The following is a 13,749-nucleotide window of genomic DNA, read 5'->3' on the forward strand; positions in this document are numbered from 1 at the left end:
ATATATGACAAGTGACGCTTTAACCAAGCTGTTGACGGATATCAGGGACGGAAAGGTCTCCGTGGAGAACGGGAGCGAACTGCTGCGCGACCTCCCTTACATGGACCTGGGGCACACGAAGTTCGACCTGCACCGCTCCCTGCGCAATGGTTTTCCCGAGGTGGTCTACGGCGAGGGCAAGACCCCGGAGCAGGTGGGGGAGATCTTCTCCCGCATGGGCGATCACCACAATATCCTCGCCACCCGCGTGTCCGGGGAAATGGCCGCTCACGTACTGTCCGTCTGTCCCGACGCGGAGTACAACGCCCTGGGCCGCGCCCTGACCCTTGCCCGGAAGCCCATCGAATATCGGGAAGGGGAGATCGCCATCGTCACCGCCGGGACATCGGACCTGCCCGTGGCCGAGGAGGCCCGCGCTACCTGCGAGATGCTGGGCAGTCACGCCACCATCCTGTCCGATGTGGGTGTAGCGGGAATCCACCGGTTGCTGGACCGCCTCAGCGATATCCGCAAGGCCCGCGTCATCATCGTTATCGCGGGCATGGAGGGCGCCCTCGCCAGCGTGGTCGGTGGGCTGGTTTCCCAACCCATCGTGGCCGTGCCCACCTCCGTCGGCTACGGCGCGTCCTTCTCGGGGCTGTCGGCCCTGCTCGGCATGCTCACCTCCTGCGCCAGCGGCGTCACCGTGGTCAATATCGACAACGGCTTCGGCGCGGCCTGCGCGGCCTGTAAGATCAACAATCTGTAGCGGGCCGGAGGACGGAAGCCGCATTCGGAACACCTCTTATTCGTTTGGCGTGGTTGGTTCGGCAGACAGCCGGTGAAACTCCCTGGCCAGGAATCCGGCCGTGTCGATCAGTCTCGGAGAGGGCCTGATTACCAGGGAGGGATCGATCGCCACGACTTCCGCGCTGTCCAGAGGGTACTGCCGCATCCACTCCGGGATGCTTCCCGAGTGGGCGGCAAACAGGATAATATCCGGCTTGAGCCAGATAACCGCCTCCCGGGAGAGACCCTGCCACGCCTTGCCATCATCCAGACCCAGCGGGTTTCCGCCGGCGCAGCGCACCATGTCGGCTATGAACGAGCCCGGTCCTGCGGCATAGAGCGGCGAAACGGAAATGATGGTCAGCACGCGGGGGTGCCCGGCCTTGTTGCCGAACCTGCGGATGGATTCCAGCCTCTCGGAGTACTGCCGCTTCAGACGGAGGGCCTGTTCCTCGACACCGAGGAAGGCCCCCAGCTCGCCGATGGAATCGAGCATCCGGTCCAGCCGCGATGCGTTCGTCAGAAACATCGGGATGCCGAGCCGGGCGAGCGCTTCCACCAATCGGGGCGAAGTGGCTTCGGACAGCCCCACGCACAAGTCCGGCCGGAGTGCCACTATCCGCTCCAGCTCGGGGCTCATGTATTGCCCCACTGTGGGCAGCCCTGCGGCTTCGGCGGGATAGTCGCTGTGCTCGGTTGTCCCGACGACACGTTTACCCACTCCCATTGCATAGAGGATTTCGGTGACGCTTGGCGCCAGGGATACTATCCTTCGGGCCGCCCGGGTCGTTTCACCCCGGCTGTCGCAGGGGAGGGCGAGAGCCGCAAGCAGGGCTAAACAGCCCAGAGTTTTCCCAAGTCTTCCCTTCATATTGCTTCCTTCATAGTCTGCAGGCGTGTCCACAAGGCAATGCTCTCATGGAGGCCGGTCAAATTCCCGGCACAAGTCCGTCCCGGTATCGAAAAGAAAGACCGCGCCCGTCGAGCGGGCGCGGATTGGTCAGAAGTCGTAGTTCACCCCAAGCTTCAGGCTTCTGCCCGGCATGGTGTAGTCGTCGACGCAGTCGTATTTCGTGTCGAGCAGGTTCTGCACGTCCACATAGGTGCTGAGCCCGGCGGCGGGCTTGAAGGTCAGGCGGGTCCCGAACACGGCGTAGCCTGCCATGGTCTTGTACTCGGACGGCGTGGTCTTGAAGCTTTGCACCTTCTGATCCCCGACGTAGACCACGTTCAGATCGTGCACGAACCGTTCGCCCAACTCCGTGGTCAGCCCTGCGGTGACACTCAGCCTGGATATGTACAACGGTATGTCGGTCCCACGGGCGTTGTTCAGGGCGTCGTCCCTGTTCTTGCGGTCAAGGTAGTAGATTCCGTTGAGGTAGGGCCGGAAGGCGATCCGCACTCCCTTGTAATCCGTCTCATGGACTGAGCGGATGTTTCCTTCCAGGGCGGTCAGGTCGACGCCTTCAATGTTTTCATAGGTGTAATTGGGGAATGTCCCCGTGCTCGTGATGGTGTCCTTGCTCCTGGTATGGAACAGCGTCAGACCGGCCGTGACGTCGGCAAGATAGAAGTCCGCTCCGACTTCGCCCGTGATGGCGGTTTCCGCCTTCAGGTCGGGATTGCCGCTGTAAGTCGCGCCCCAGGTTGTGGTATAGGAGCCGGCCAGCTCTTCCGCTGAAGGAGCGCGGAAGCCCGTGCCCACGGCGGCTCGGAGGCCCAGCCACTCTGCGGCGTCGTACACCGCTCCGCCCCGCCAGCTGATATGCGAGAACTTCCTGGAATCCTCGGAAACGGTGAGGGAGGGTGTCTCCTTCATCTTCATGTTGTAGTCATCCAGGCGGCCGCCGAGATAGAAGATGAAGTCGCCTGCGGTGATGCGTTGTTCCGCCAGCAGCGCGTAGTTGTCGTAGCGGGTGTTGGGTCCCCAGACGCTTTCCCGTTGCTTCTCCTCGATCCTGTCATACTCGATTCCAACGAGGAGGCTGCCGAACTCACCCGTGGTGATGTCCACCCCGCTCCTCAATCCGCCGGAGATGGTGTCGATTTCCGTGTCGTGTTCGTTCCAGACATAGCCGCTCCGCACGGCGTAGCCTCGCGCATACCAGCCCGTCCGGGCTTGGCCGCGATCCGTGGTCCAGTCAAAGGCGAGCCGCTGGTACTCGGTCTCGCTGTTATCCGTGGCGCTTGGGTAGCGGCCGGAGCCGGGCGACCCCTTGTCCGCGTAGTTCCAGATGGCGGCCATATGGAGACGGCGGTCTTCGGCCTGGCGGTATGTCAGGCTTGCGGCTACTCCCCGGTCGGTCAGTTGGGAGTTCTCGATTTCGTCTCCGCCTCCGGTGGTGTAGCTTCCCTGCCGCTCTCCGTGGGCAGCGGCAGCGTAGCCGAGGGTGTCACCGTCAGTTGCGCCGGAGACGCTCGCGGCAAGCCGGTATTGGCCGAAGGTCCCGACCTCTGCCCCCACGTTTCCGGAGAGCCCTCCCTTGCCCCGGCGGGTGATGATGTTGATTACGCCGCCCATGGCCGAGCCGCCATAGATGACGGACCCCGGACCGCGCACGACCTCGATACGGTCCACGTTGTCCACCGGCAGGGAGCTGACGCGGCCTGTCCCGGCCCGCATGCCGTCAACGAGGATCAGCGTTCTGCTCTTCAGGTCGGTCCCGACCATGCTGTTGCTCCGGAAGCCGCGAATGCCCACCGAAGAGTAGTCCTGGCCGTACTTGTGGAAATGGCCGGGGACATACTTTGCCAGCACGTCGGAAATGTCCTTTGCGTCCGACTTCCGTATGTCTTCCGAGGAGATGATCTGGACCTGGACCGGGACTTCCCTGTCCGGCATCGGGGTGGACGTGGCGGTGACCACGATCTCCGGCATTACGCCGGCCGACGCCGTTGGGACGGGGACCTCCGCCCAGGCTGTTGAAGTTGAGATGAGAAATGCCAGCAGCATCGCTACGACACGCATGAAAAAAACCTCCTGTTGCAGCGTTACAGGAGGCTCCGAGGGGGTATAATGAGAAAACCGACCGGGGCCCAAAGGGCGGCGGATGTGTTCTCAGGCTTTGCCTCGAAGCCTTCAAAATCCACCTTTTGGGCTGGTCTCCCGGCTCGAGGATTATCCTACCGGCCGCGCCTTCCCAGGAATTTCCCAGTGGCTGCGTGCGGCTTTCGTCCCCTCTCACGGTTGCGGGCCAGCGTCGGTTTCTCACCGAACTTCCCAATTATCCCTGCAAGGCAGGGACCCGAAAGGTATGTATGGAATAGCCACGGGCTCGAACATGTGAACATGCTAGAGCCCAACGAAGATGGGTAGTTATTCAATATACCGGACGGCTGTCAAGCTGTGTGGCTTCCGGCAATGAAACAGGGCCTGGAGGGGTGTCCTTCCAGGCCCTGCCGCGATCTTTGCGTAAAGAATACTGTGATACCCGGTGGCGCAACGGACCCCTTTCGCGTGGCTCGGATCGGGAGCTATGCCGCGAGACGGTTCGCTCGGCGCTTCCGACGACTTGAGAGGTGCCGTGGCGTTGAACGGGGAATCGCGCCGTCGGACCCGGCCCGGCATGTCGGCGAACATGGTATCTTGTGCGGCGGAACGTTATTCCCCGTTGCCGTCCTGCTGGTCCTGCTTGCGGCGGCGCATCATCCTCTTGATCGGGTACCAGAGGAAACCGAAGATAGCCGCCACCACCGCCGCGACCAGCGCGAGAAAGGAGCCGATGGCCGACAGCCCGGCCCCCGGGCCTATGTAGGCCTCGGCAACGGCGGGACAGCCTATCAGGAACAGGACGAAACAGACGCTTAGAAGTATGGCGGTCATGGGATTACCTCATGGTTTGGATATGCTGGCACAAGCATATACGTTAATTTGTCCGGCTTGTCTTCCGGGTCTACCTGCCGAAGATCGTGTTGAATTGGGCCGGAAGACGCTGAACTCCGTCCAGGGCTCCCAGGATATTCTCCCCCGCCACGTTGTGGTAATCCCACACGATTTCCCCACCCGGCGCGACTTCGAAGGCGCGGCCGCCCCGAGTCTCGGTGATGAGCAGGTTTCCGTTGGGCAGCCATTGGTGCTTGCCCATTATGTCGGTGAAGAAGGGGGTCGCATCTGTTCCCTCGTAGATGGTCTCGGTCTTGCCCGAGGGTGCGTGCTCCAGCACTATGCGGCTGGATGGATGAGCCGCGCCCGTAATGTTGTTGTTGTCGAATACGGAGAAACTGTTTCCGTCGACGAAGTCGGGGTCGTGCTGCCGCACGTACTTGCCGATGGAGGCGTATTTGACCTTGCCGTCGGGCGTGAGCACCAGGATGGCGTTTGGGTTGCGCAGGGAGATCATGACATCTCCGTGACGGAAGAAACCTTCCTTCATGTGGCGGGGAAAGACCTCCACGTCGTTGAGATGGAGGGTGTCGCCGGACACGGTAGTGTCCATCTGCTTGGTGGTCGCCATGGTCAGCAGCCCGTACAGGCCATTATCCTTGAGCACGTCGAACAGCTTGATCTCTCGAAGAATTTTGCCTTCCGTGGAGACCTTGATCGCGGTGTATTCCACGAAGTCCGCACGGTAGTTGGGGAAGCCCGGCAGCGGTTCGGTTCTATCGATCATCCCCGGCACCCAGAGGTTGCCGTCGTCGTCCGTGTAGATGGTGTGGTGGGTCTGGTAGGGGAGCCGCCAGACCACGTGGCCGTCCTTGGCCAGTCTGACCAGGCCGAGGTATTCATAGTTGAAGATCAGGTCGCCTTCGGGTGTGAGCACGGCCCCGTCGATGGTCGTGCCGGGGCGGGTCTTCGGCTTGCGGTTGCCGACGTGGTCCGCGTCCGGCCAGATGCTGAACCAGTCAACGTCCCAGCGGTGCAGCTCCTTTCCGTCCATGTCGACGATCTTGGCTGTGAGGGTCTTGTCCGGCCCCACTCCGGTGACCAGGTTGAGACCTTTCATCGTGCGTGAGGGGTCATTGACGGTCTGTACCCTAGAGGTGTCCGCCTTGACGTAAAACCAGGGGTGAAGCTCGTCGCCGATGGCTACGATGGCATCCCTGAGCTGGTGGTAGGGAAAGAGCTTTCCCACGCCGGCCAGAAAGCCGTATCCAAAGGAAAAGAACATGAGGGAGAGGAAGAAGAGAATGAGCGGAATGTTCTTTTTCACGTATGGGCTCCTGTGTCGGTGTACGCGGCTGTAAAGGTTACAGCCGGATACCCTGTTGCGCCTCTATGGTGTCTATGAGCTGGAAGTCCCGCCGGTGGGCGGCGATGGCTTCGCCTCGTTGCTCGATGTTGCGCTCGGCTGCGGTCCCCAGCCAACCCGAGGCCGCTGCGATGTAGGGAATCTTCAGCGGATCGATGCCCATGAGCCGGGCGCAGGTGGAGTCCACGGCTGCGGGGTTGCGCCCCATGACCACCAGGCCGGATTGCACCGGCGTTCCCATGATCGGGCCGTCCCCTTCCATTCCCACGATGCCGTCGACGATGGCGAAGGCGGGCTTCACCGTGGCGTTGATGTCGAGGATGGAGTTTATGATCCCTGCGTGGTGCAGGACGTTTTTCGGCCAGCCGTACACACTGCCGGGCATGACGCCGAAGAGGTTCTTCATGGTCAGGGTCACCCCGGCCAGGTGATGGGTCTTCATCTTGGCCACGGACACCACCAGGTCGGCAGCGAGCAGGGGGTCGGGCAGGAAGAGGTCGCCCAGAGTGGACCGGTTGGCCGGATTGGGGGTCGCCCGGAACGGGGAAAAATTGAAATCGGCGAACGCGATGTGGTCTTCCTGCAGGATGTCACCCACTCCCGTGGTCTCCAGGCAGTGGTAGGTGTCCCGCCTATGGCCCGGTCCTTCGCCCACGGCCACGGATGCCGCGCCCAGTGTCAGGAAGGCCTCGATGCAGGCCCGCAGGAAGAGCGGGTGGGTGTTGATCTGGCCCGCGCCGGTGTGCGGTTCGACCAGGTTGGGCTTGAGCAGCACTCGCTTGCCCCGGATCTCCTCGGGCGTCACGCCTAGTTCACGGAATCCGTTGAGGAGCGCGCCGAGCATGTCCCGGTCGTAGCCGGGAACCGAAGCGGTGAAGACCTGCTCCTTTTTCTCGAAAAGGTACTTGGCCCAGCGCACCACGGGAATTCCGATCCCCGCGAGGGCCACTCCGGCGGCCGCCGCCATGAGCAGCTCCCTCCGCGAGAAGGTCTTTTTCGATTTGCCGCTCACGCCGCACCTCCCGGGAGGGAAAAGGGGTCTTCCGCCAGACAGGCCGCCAGCAGGCCGATGAGGGTTGATTCGAACGGGCCATATCGTTCCTGGAGTGCAAAGGACTCCGCCACCTTGGATTCGACGTCAGCCGGACGTCGTCCGAAGGCCGAGAGCCCCATGATCGTCCAGCTCAGGGAAAGCGGCGTGCGCAGGCCGGGATACTCCGACTCCAGGTAGGCCAGGCTGTCTGCGGCCTCGTCCCCTGACATTTCGTTGCGCAGGGCGCATAACGCGATGCCGGTGCATTCGGGCATGGGCAGGAGGACCGAACCGTAGATTTTGGGGTTGCCGTAGTTCCAGCCGCCGTCCGGCAGTTCCCGGTCGCGCAGCACGGCCACGCCTTCGCGTACTGCCGGGTGCGTCGCCAATCCCTCGCCTGTCAACGCCAGGAGGGCCAGTGCCGTGGGTTCGACCCAGGAGTGGGTTTCGTCAATCCAGGGCCAGCCCTGCAGCGTTGCGTCGTGGCCTACGACGTCGGAGAGCCCTTCGATGCTGGTTCCTCGGTGGGTCAGCAGAAATTCCTTGGCTTTACCTCGTGGCTCGGCCAGGGCCGGGTCTTCGCGCCAGGCCAGCAGGGTCATGGAAGTGGGCCACACCGCCCGGGGCGTCTGCGGGCTCAGGGGGATGCGCCCGTCCGGCAACTGGCGCTCCGCAAGCCCGCGCCGGAGCTGTTCCGTGAGCTCCGGGTCCACGCCGTGCGCGGCCAGGCCCAAGGCGGTCCAGGCCATGGCGTCAGGCCTGTCCCAGGTTGCTGGGACCGCTGAGTTCCGCTCCAGGGCGCGGCGGCGCAATGTCTCGATAAGGGCGGTGGTGATGTCTTCGGGCATCCTGTTCTCCACTGTCTTCAACTAAACATAAATGAATTGTATTGTCAGGGAAAAATTGTCCAGGGATCTGGCAATAGTATTTTATCCAATGATTTAAGTGGGAAGATTTGAGCTGCTGTGGAAGTCTAATGGCCTTTTGGCAATGGGGGTTACGTGCTATGCGTGAATGTGAGATGGTGAAGTGTACTCTGTGAGTCCCCTACCCGTGGCAGAAGGAAAGTATGGACGCATCGTCAAAGGATCGTGAAATATTGCGACTGGAACAGCGGGTCGCTTCATTGGAGCGTGAGCTCGTCAGGTCCCAATCCAGATGGCACAACGTGCTCGAGCATATTCCCCAGGTGGGGATATTGCTGGACGAGAAGGGCCGGATTCTCTTTGCCAACAGGTATTTTCTGGAACTGACCGGATGGACTTTGGAAGAGGTCCGTTTCAAGGATTGGTTCACGCTCTTTCTGCCCGAGGCCATACGCGATGATGTCCGAAATGTCCTGCTTCGTACCATTCGGGAAGAGAGCATCGGCTCCCATTCCCTGAACAGAAATGACATCCTCACCAGAGACGGCTCCAAACGTACCATTTCCTGGTTCAATATCTTGAATCGAGGCCCGGAAGGTACTGTCTCCGGCATTGTTTCTTTCGGCATCGACCTGACTTCTCAGGAGGAGGCGAGAGCTGCCCTTCGCCGTGGGGAGGAACGGCTGGCCCTGGCCCTGGATGCGGCCAACGACGCGGTGTGGGACTGGAACATCACCACCGGAGAGGTCTATTTCAACGCGCGCTGGTTCACGATGCTGGGCTACGAGCCGGATGAGATGCCCCATTCCTACGAAACATGGAAGAACTTGGTCCACGAAGACGACCTCAGGGACATGAAGGACGTGCTTCTGCGGGAACAGCGGCCGGGCGGGGCCTTCGAGCACGAACTGCGCATGCGGACCAAGAACGGTGAGTGGAAGTGGATTCTCACCCGAGCCAAGACCATTATCTCGGAGGACGCACCTGGTGAGGTGCGGATGATCGGCACCCATTCAGACATCAATGACCGCAAGCGGGGCGAAGACGACCTGAAGCGGGCCATGGAGGCAGCCGAAAGCGCCAACCGGGCCCTTCAAGTCAATATGGCGCACCTCCGTGCGTTGCTGGAGAATATCCCCGAGCTGGTATGGCTGAAGGACGGCGACGGCAATTTCATATTTTGCAACAAGCGGTTTTCCAGGTTGTACGGAGCCGAAGAGGCGGAGATCGTGGGCCGGAAAGACTACGACTTCGTGGACCGGGAGACTGCGGACGCCTTCCGCCGGGACGATCTTGCTGCCATCGAGGCGGGCCGGCCAAAGGTCATCGAGGAAACGGTAACCTATAAGGATAACGGCCACAGGGAGGAACTCGAAACCCTTAAGACGCCTCTTTACGATGACGAGGGGAATTTGCTCGGCGTTCTGGGCGTGGCCAGGGACATGACCCAGAGGAATCGGATCGCCAGGGAACTCAAGGAGAGCGAGCTGCGGTTCAAGGCGTTGCACAACGCTTCTTTCGGCGGAATCTTCATTCATGACAATTCGATCATCATCGACTGCAATCAGGGACTTGCGGATATGACCGGTTACGGTACGGACGAGTTGATCGGCATGGACGGGATGTTGCTGATTACGCCATCCTACAGGGAAATGGTCATGGAGAATATCCGTCGCAAAGGCGAAAATGCCTATGAGGCGGTGGGAATCAGGAAAAACGGAGAGGAGTATCCCGTTCGTATCGAAGGACGGAGTATCCCCTACAAGGGGAGGCCGGTTCGCGTCGTGGAGTTTCGGGACATAACCGAGTCGAAGCGGGCCGAGGCCGAACTGAGGGACAGCGAACTGCGGCACAGGGTTATTTTCGAGAACTCCCCGCTCGGCATGGTCCGTTTCGGCGAGGACGGCCGCATCCTCGACTGCAATGACAATTTTTTGGAACTGATGGGTGCGCCCCGCAGTGTTGTGGTCGGCTTCAACCCGTTGAAAAGCATCTGTAGGGAAATGCGCCAGGCCATGGAGAAGGCGTTGAGAGGCGAGCCTTCGTCCTACGAAAACTACTATACTTCCGTGACCGGAAACAAGACGAGCTATCTCCTCGCCCAGTTCAACCCGGTCAACATCGGACAATCACCCACGGAAGTCATAGCCACCGTTGAGGATTTCAGCGAGCACAAGAAGGTGCGCGACGATCTGCGCGCGGCCAAGGAGCAGGCCGAGGCCTTCAGCCGTTCCAAGACGGAATTCCTGACCAACATGAGCCATGAGATCCGGACCCCGCTCAATGGCATCCTGGGGATGCTGCAACTGCTGCAGACCACCGGGCTGGACGGCGAGCAGTCGCGCTACGTGAACGATGCCATGTATTCCTCCAGGCGGCTGACCCGGCTGCTTACGGACATTCTGGATCTTTCCAGGGTGGAGGCCGGAAAGCTGGTGGTGCAGCATCTCCCGTTCGATTTGGAGGAGAGCTGCCGCCAGGTCTTCGAATTGTATCGTCTGACGGCCAACCAGACCGGGGTGGACCTGCGCTACGAGCCCGGCGAATCGCTGCCCGAGACCGTCATGGGGGACGCCATCCGCCTGCAACAGGTGCTCACCAACCTGATCGGCAACGCCTTCAAGTTTACCACGCACGGGTCAGTGACCCTTTCAGTGCACCGATTGCCATATGCGCCACCGGACCATTGCCGCCTGTTGTTCATGGTGAGCGACACCGGCAGCGGCATCCCGTCCGACAAGGTGGATTCCCTTTTCGACGCTTTCACTCAGGTGAGCGAGGGCTATACGCGCGACCATCAGGGGGCCGGACTCGGGCTGGCCATCTGCCGCCAACTGGTTCACCTCATGGGTGGCTCCATGGCCGTGGAAAGCGACGAAGGGGCCGGTACGGTATTTTATGTTTCCATTCCCTTCCTCCTAGGCGAGCCTTTGCCCTTGACGGCGAGCGCCGTACGCAGGGAGCCCCGCGGCCGGGGATTGCCTTGCCATCTGCTGCTCGCCGAGGATGAGCGGGTCAACAGGCTGGTCACCCGGCGGCTGCTGGAAAAGGCCGGACATTCCGTAACCACCGTGGAAAACGGGCAGAAGGCGCTTGAAGCACTCGAGAAAGATCGGTTCGACGCGGTGCTCATGGACATCCAGATGCCGGTCATGGACGGCATGGAGGCCATGCGAGCCATCCGCAGGGGCGAGGCAGGAGAAGAAAACCGTGACATCCCGGTTATTGCGGTGACCGCATACGCCATGGTCGGCGACCGGGAGAAGTTTTTGGAGGCGGGCATGGACGGGTACGTGGTCAAGCCCATCGAGCTTGAGGCGCTGGAGGCCTATCTGGACAAGCTGTCCGTCGAGACGTAGCCCCGCCTCCCCCCGGCCTTTGCCGCCGAGGGGAAGGGGCCTGGTTTTACTAGTAGGTCTTGAGGATGATTTCTCCGCAGGACTGTCGCCACGCCTTGGGGAGGATCTCCAGGCCCGGCTTTGCGTGTCCCACGGCGATGAGCATGGAAATCCAGTAGTTGTCGGGAATGTCGAAGGCCTCGCGCACGGCCTCATGGTCGAAACCGTCCATGGGGTGGGTGTGCAGCCCCTGGTCGCTGGCGGCGTACATGAGGGACATGGCGAACAGCCCGGCATTCTTGTTGGCGAAGGCCTGGCTGGACTCCGCGCTGGTGCCGTACAGGCCCTTGGTCGCGTTGATGAACCAGTCCCGCTGCTCCGGCTGCAGGTCGTTGGCGAAATGCTTTTCCAGGGTGTCGCACCCTTCCTTCCATCCATCCCGGTCGGCCAGGATCATGAGCACGACCGGTGCCTCGGTTATCTTGGGCTGGTCGAAGGCCAGCTTTCGCAGGGCGGCCTTCTTGTCCGGATCGCGGAGAACCACGACCTTCCAGGGCTGGAGGTTGAAGCTGGACGGGGCCTTGGCCGCCTCTTCCAGGATCGTGCTTACGGTTTCCTCGCTGACGTCCCTGTCGGGGTCGAAGAAGTTGATGGCCCTGCGGTTTTCGAGAATTTGCTTGAAGTCCATATTGCGTTCCTTTTGAGCTTGGGTTGGCTGCGGTTTCAGTGTGGCCTGGCCGCGATGTTTTCCGGGCACGGGCTCCTGCCGCGCTGGTTGGTTTCTTGTTCACGCCGTTGGACGGCGGAGTAGTTAATGATAATTGATAACCATCTTTGCAGGGTGACGCAACCGGGGAATGGAGATTTTGCCGAAGCGGACAGGCTCTGGTCCGGAGTGGACCGCCTGCCCGCTTCGGTACCGGCACGGACGGGTTAGTCCGCATTCCGCCGCCTCAGGGGGGACGGCTGGCGCTTGTGACTCCGTGACGGTAGACGGGGAGGAGAAGCGGCGAAACTTACGAGTGCTCCCCTTCCGTTTCGATCGAATCGGGCACGTCGAGGACCGGCTGCAGGAACAGGGTAACCGTGGTGCCCTTGCCGGGCTTGCTGGTCAGGCTCACGGACCCGCCGTACTCCTCGATTATCTTCTTGATCATGGCCAGGCCGAGACCGATGCCGTTCTCCTTGGTCGAGTAGAACGGGCTGAACACCTTGTCCTGCTCCTGTTCGTTCATGCCCACACCCTCGTCTCCGACCCGGAGCGCCACTTCGCCGCCTTCAAGTCGAAGGTCCAGGGACACTGCGCCACCGGCGGGCATGGCCTCGATGCTGTTCTTGATCAGGTTGACCACGCATTGCTTGATGGCGTCCGGGTCGCCGTGAACAGGGGGCAGGCTGCCTTCGTCCGTGACCTCGAAGCGATAGCCCCGCTTGCCGTAGCCAACGGACATGAGCTCCGCCGTGTCGCGGCAGATGGCCAGGGCGTCTGCCGGACCGTGGGCCGTCTGGGAAGGACGCGCGAAGCGCATCATGTTGGCGAGCATCTTGTCCAGCCGCATGGTCTCGTCGACGATGATCCGGACCTTCTCCCGCTCCTTTTCACCCAGGCCCGGGGACTTGAGCAGGGCATTGGCGAACCCGCCCACGGCGAACAGCGGGTTGCGGATCTCGTGGGCCAGATATGTGGACATCTCGCCGATGATGGCGAACTTGTCCCGCTGCTGCTGGTATTTCTCCCGGTGCGTACGCTCGGTGATGTCGCGGTGCATGACCATGACATGGGACATGTTTCCCCGGATGTCGAAGATGGGATAGGCGTAGAGCCGGTAGTACTGCAGCAGGCCGTCCTCGTTGATCCGGGTGACCAGAGCCTCTTCCTTCCGTTCGCTTTGCAGGGTCTTGTGATAGGGGCAGGCCGGGTCGAGCCGGTTGCAGAAATCCGCTCCATCCCTGAGCCTGAGCGCCTGCCAGCAGGGCTTGCCCAGCAGCTCCTTGCGCGTCGACCCGGCCCGCTGCCAGACGATGCGGTTGAGGTCCACGATGTTGCCGCTCTTGTCGAGCAGGAGGATGTCCTCCCGGATCTCGTCGATGATGGACTGGAGCAGGGTGCGCTGGTGGTCGAGGTTGTTCATGTAGTTGCCCTTGACCAGGGCCATGTCGTGGAGGCCGCACAGGAACACCACCTCCCGGTGGTCCAGCAGGGAGACGTGGGGCGGCAGGGACCGCCTGATGCGCGAGCTGACCGCGTTGTCCCCGGTGATCTCGATGATCAGGTTGATCTCGGGGTGGTTGGCGAGCATCTCCTCGTGGGTCTCGTAGACCGGGCTGCATGTCTCGCAATAGGCCTTGATGTCGCTCCGCCGTCCGGCGTTGCTGAAGGCCACCAGGCGCATGTCGGGCAGGAATTCCCGGAACGCCTCGTTGTAGATCATGTCCACCAGAACCTTCAGGGCGGAGCCGCTGCCCACGATGCCGATATCGAAGGGGCCGAGGGTGCCGTTCCAGTAGCATATCCCCAGGGTGTCATGGGAGAAGTCGGTCATGCGAAGCCTCCT

10 protein-coding genes and 1 riboswitch are annotated in these 13,749 nt (G+C 61.5%); of the genes, 2 read left to right on the top strand and 8 right to left on the bottom strand.

Annotated elements, in window-relative coordinates:
* Window positions 1-4 precede the first annotated feature (4 nt).
* Window positions 5-748, top strand: a complete 744-nt coding sequence (gene larB, locus GM415_RS09190) for a nickel pincer cofactor biosynthesis protein LarB (protein ID WP_158947512.1) — start codon at window positions 5-7, stop codon at window positions 746-748.
* Between the two features lie 36 nt (window positions 749-784).
* Here larB and GM415_RS09195 read toward each other — a convergent pair whose 3' ends face one another.
* From GM415_RS09195 to GM415_RS09220, 6 genes are all read right to left on the bottom strand, one after another.
* Window positions 785-1,639, bottom strand: a complete 855-nt coding sequence (locus GM415_RS09195) for an ABC transporter substrate-binding protein (protein WP_158947513.1) — start codon at window positions 1,637-1,639, stop codon at window positions 785-787.
* Between the two features lie 129 nt (window positions 1,640-1,768).
* Window positions 1,769-3,736 (bottom strand): TonB-dependent receptor plug domain-containing protein, encoded by a 1,968-nt coding sequence (locus GM415_RS09200; protein WP_158947514.1) that lies wholly within the window; start codon window positions 3,734-3,736, stop codon window positions 1,769-1,771.
* 111 nt (window positions 3,737-3,847) lie between these two features.
* Window positions 3,848-4,032: riboswitch (cobalamin riboswitch) on the bottom strand.
* A 337-nt stretch (window positions 4,033-4,369) separates the two neighbouring features.
* Complete coding sequence (locus GM415_RS09205; RefSeq protein WP_158947515.1) at window positions 4,370-4,591, bottom strand: hypothetical protein; 222 nt, start codon at window positions 4,589-4,591, stop codon at window positions 4,370-4,372.
* Between the two features lie 70 nt (window positions 4,592-4,661).
* Window positions 4,662-5,918: an arylsulfotransferase family protein gene (locus tag GM415_RS09210; RefSeq protein WP_158947516.1), complete on the bottom strand. Its 1,257-nt coding sequence runs from the start codon at window positions 5,916-5,918 to the stop codon at window positions 4,662-4,664.
* Between the two features lie 37 nt (window positions 5,919-5,955).
* Window positions 5,956-6,969 (bottom strand): DUF362 domain-containing protein, encoded by a 1,014-nt coding sequence (locus GM415_RS09215; protein WP_242012217.1) that lies wholly within the window; start codon window positions 6,967-6,969, stop codon window positions 5,956-5,958.
* Complete coding sequence (locus GM415_RS09220) at window positions 6,966-7,838, bottom strand: hypothetical protein (RefSeq protein WP_158947517.1); 873 nt, start codon at window positions 7,836-7,838, stop codon at window positions 6,966-6,968. Before GM415_RS09220 ends, GM415_RS09215 begins: the two co-directional genes overlap by 4 nt.
* 221 nt (window positions 7,839-8,059) lie before the next feature.
* On the opposite strand from GM415_RS09220, the gene GM415_RS09225 reads away from it, so the two are divergent.
* Complete coding sequence (locus tag GM415_RS09225) at window positions 8,060-11,215, top strand: PAS domain S-box protein (protein ID WP_158947518.1); 3,156 nt, start codon at window positions 8,060-8,062, stop codon at window positions 11,213-11,215.
* A 49-nt stretch (window positions 11,216-11,264) separates the two neighbouring features.
* Here the strand turns inward: GM415_RS09225 and GM415_RS09230 are convergent, their stop codons facing one another.
* Together GM415_RS09230 and GM415_RS09235 are read right to left on the bottom strand one after the other, a co-directional pair.
* The gene (locus GM415_RS09230; protein WP_158947519.1) at window positions 11,265-11,882 is read right to left on the bottom strand and encodes a nitroreductase family protein; all 618 of its coding nucleotides are present in this window, start codon (window positions 11,880-11,882) and stop codon (window positions 11,265-11,267) included.
* Between the two features lie 328 nt (window positions 11,883-12,210).
* Window positions 12,211-13,737, bottom strand: coding sequence for a two-component system sensor histidine kinase NtrB (locus tag GM415_RS09235; protein ID WP_158947520.1), 1,527 nt, complete (start codon window positions 13,735-13,737; stop codon window positions 12,211-12,213).
* Between the last annotated feature and the right edge of the window lie 12 nt (window positions 13,738-13,749).

It is taken from the genome of Pseudodesulfovibrio cashew (genome assembly GCF_009762795.1).
Lineage (GTDB): Bacteria > Desulfobacterota > Desulfovibrionia > Desulfovibrionales > Desulfovibrionaceae > Pseudodesulfovibrio > Pseudodesulfovibrio cashew.